Raw genomic sequence first — 1,433 nt, 5'->3', positions numbered from 1 at the left:
GGTAGTGATGTTGGTTTTGATTTGTGGGTGTCATGGTCGGCATTAAGTAGCAAACATGATGCGAGAATGATGCGTAAAAAATACAACTCGTTTGGTAAGTGGTCAGGTGTGCGTGTGACTATGGCCAGCGTGTGTTGGCACGTTAAGCAGCAAGGCGGTGTCGTGGCTTCAGTGTTTGATACCTTGCGTGGCGAAGCGCAAGGCGCGAAAGGATATAGTGATTACCTTGCGTTAAAGAAGCGCATTTGTGCGATGAATGATAGCGTTTTGCATGATGATATGCGTTCAACTTTAGCGGCTGATATTGTTGCAGCTTGCGGCAAAGAAATCGGACTAAGCAAAAGCGAGATTAAAAAGGCGTTTTGTTTTGATGGTGGTGGTTTTGAAAAGTCGGGCGATGTTGTGGTGGCATCACCTGACTGGCTCAATGATTGGGTATATGTCGAGAAGTTGTGCGAGTTTGCAAACACACGTCTAAATTATAGCATAAAGCGCGAGGCTTTTAACGCTAAATACAATCGTATGGAAGATGTTAAAAATGCTGAGATGTTAGCGAGCGACTATGCTTTGACGTGTTGTGAGTTATTAACTTGTGTCGATAAAATGTATTGGCCTAGTTTTGGCGTGACGTTTGAATATGATAACAAGCTCATGCTCAATTCTTATGTTGATAGCGGTTATAAATCGGTGACAATTGATGATACCAACAAACACGCGATTGACTTGTTTTTAACGCACATTAGCAACGTTTTGGTAGATGAGCGTGAACAGCGTATTTTAATTGATTGGCTTGCCTATGTAGTGCAGAACGCAGGTAAACGCATTAACTGGGCGATTTTATTACAAGGGGCGCAAGGTACTGGCAAAAGCTATTTTGCTAAGGTGCTTGAGTGGGTGCTTGGTAGCAATGCCAAAAGCCTTGACCCTAGTGCATTGGGCGAGCGTTTTACAGGGTGGGCGCATGGTGCGGTGGTAAATATCGTTGAGGAAATACGCATCAAGGGCGATGATAAGTGGCGCATCATGGACAGGCTAAAGCCGTTTATTACTAATAGCATGATTCAAATTGAGGAAAAGGGGCGCGACCATCGTACAGTACCAAACTTCACAAACTATCTGTTATTGACCAATTATAAGGACGCTTTGCCGATAACTAATGATGATAGACGTTTTTGTGTGATGTATGGGCGAATCCAAAACGAGAGCGAGCTATTCGACTATTTTGGCGGTCGTGATGCAACAGGTGACTATTTTGAATATCTATTTGCTGAGAGTGAGAAACACGCAGGGGTAATAAAAACCTTTTTGTTAAAGTACAAAATAAGCGATGATTTTAAAGCCAGTGGGCGCGCACCTGATACCAATTCAAGACGTTTAATGATTCAAGCAAGTGTGTCGCCTGAACAATGCAGCGTTGAAGATTTAATCAATAA

At 43.0% G+C, this 1,433-nt stretch carries 1 protein-coding gene; it reads left to right on the top strand.

Features of this window, described 5'->3' with window-relative positions:
- Window positions 1-1,433: DUF5906 domain-containing protein (locus tag Q0212_RS07015; RefSeq protein WP_297923938.1), on the top strand; the 1,433-nt coding region annotated here is incomplete at both ends.

Source organism: uncultured Agitococcus sp. (genome assembly GCF_937920075.1).
Lineage (GTDB): Bacteria > Pseudomonadota > Gammaproteobacteria > Pseudomonadales > Moraxellaceae > Agitococcus.
Note: the sequence above shows the minus strand (reverse complement) of the source record. Positions and strands in the feature narration are given on the sequence as shown.